2 protein-coding genes are annotated in these 1,671 nt (G+C 62.1%); both read right to left on the reverse strand.

What is annotated here, in order from left to right:
* Positions 1–705 (reverse strand): branched-chain amino acid ABC transporter permease (locus tag WEB61_RS15270; protein ID WP_368065199.1); only part of this gene is annotated, 705 nt, incomplete at its 3' end.
* Between the two features lie 19 nt (positions 706–724).
* The coding region (locus tag WEB61_RS15275) for an amino acid ABC transporter substrate-binding protein (RefSeq protein WP_368065200.1) at positions 725–1,671 on the reverse strand (947 nt) is incomplete at its 5' end.

Consider the following 1,671-nt stretch of genomic DNA (forward strand, 5'->3'; position numbering starts at 1 on the left):
TGAGCGTACCGTATAAGGCAGGCCCATATAGGGATGGATGGTCCATGCCATGACCGCGAGGCTGCCCGCCGCGCCGCACAGCGCCGCATTGAGCGCGTAGGTCGCCGCATAGACGCGGCCCGTATCGATGCCGAGGATGCGCGCCGCGCGCGCGTTCTGCGCCGTGGCGCGGATCGCCTGACCGAGCCGCGCGTGACGCAGGAAAAGCCAGAGCGAAGCGCCCGCAGCGAGCGCCAGCGCGAAGGCGATGAGCTTGACCCAGGCGACCGTCACCATGCCGTCGAGGAAATAGACCGAGCCGAGACCGGCATCGACCGAACGCACATCTGCGCCAAAGGAGAGATTGGCGAGCTGCTGGATCAGGATAGCGAGGCCGAAGGTCGCGAGGATCGAAATGAAAATGTCCTTGTCGACGACACGAAAGATAATGGCGCGGTAGAGCACCCAGCCGACCCCGAACATGACGATCGCCGACACCGGCACGCCAAGAAGCGGCGGCATACCCCATTGTACCAGCAGGAACGTGACGTAGCCGCCCAGCACAACGAGTTCGCCCTGCACAATATTGACGATGTTGAGAACGCCCCAGACCAGCGCCATGCCATAGGCGGCAAGCGCAAAGATCGCGCCGATCAAAAGGCCATTGACGACGACATCGACAGCAAGCGGCGGGAACTGGACGAGCAGGAAAAGATTATCGAGCACGGGACCTTTTCTTTCGCTCTTAGCGCTCGCCCCAAGGCGGGATCGGCCAGCGTAGCTTCGCCTCGGCGAATTCTTCCGGATAGACGACGACATATTTCCCGTCCTGCACCTGGAACAGCACGGTCGGCTTGGCGATGTTCTTGCCGGTCTCGTCGAATTCTATCTTGCCATAGAATGTCATCATTCGCGTTTCGGCGAGCGCGTCGCGCACGTCTTCCGGTGCGAGCGATTTCGCCCGCGTAAAGGCATCGGCATAGACCTGCACCGCGGCGCTCGATTCGGCGGCCTGATAGGGCGCGACCTCACCATAGGTTTCTTCGTAAAGCCGCGCATAGTCCGATGCGCTGCCGAAGAGGTCGTCGGCATAGGTGAGCGTCGAGGCCCATTGCGCGGCGCAAAGCGCATATTCGGCGGCCGGGCCGAAATTTTCGGCGATGCGGGCCGAATCGCAATGCGTCAGTGCCAGCATCGGCAAGTTGACGCGCTGGTCGGCAAGCTGGCGGATGGCGAGCGACGCGCCCTTGTCGTGGCCCGAAATCAGCATCAGGTCGGGCCGGAGCGCGCGGACCTTCGACAAGGTCGCCGACATGTCATTCAGTTCCGACGGCAGCTTGTCATCGACCACGATCTTCATGCCATGGCGTTCCATGTCCGCAATGACACCGTCCCGCACATCCTGCGAGAAGGGATCGTTCTCGAACGCCATCGCAACACGAACGGCGGACGGGTCGTCACTGACCTTGGCCGCAAGTTCGACGGCACCGCGCAGATATTCGTCGGTCGTCGACAACACGGCGAAGAGATAGCGGTAGTCCTTGCGGAAAAGCGAAATCGCCGCGCCGTTCGCCTCGACCATCGGCACGCCGTATTTTTCGGTCACCGGCGCAATGGCCTCGGTGAGCCCCGAGGAGTAGGGCCCGAGCACATATTGAATCTTGTCCTGCTGGATCAGCCGCTCGACAAGCT

It is taken from the genome of Parvibaculum sp., from assembly GCF_040882025.1.
Classification (GTDB): domain Bacteria; phylum Pseudomonadota; class Alphaproteobacteria; order Parvibaculales; family Parvibaculaceae; genus Parvibaculum.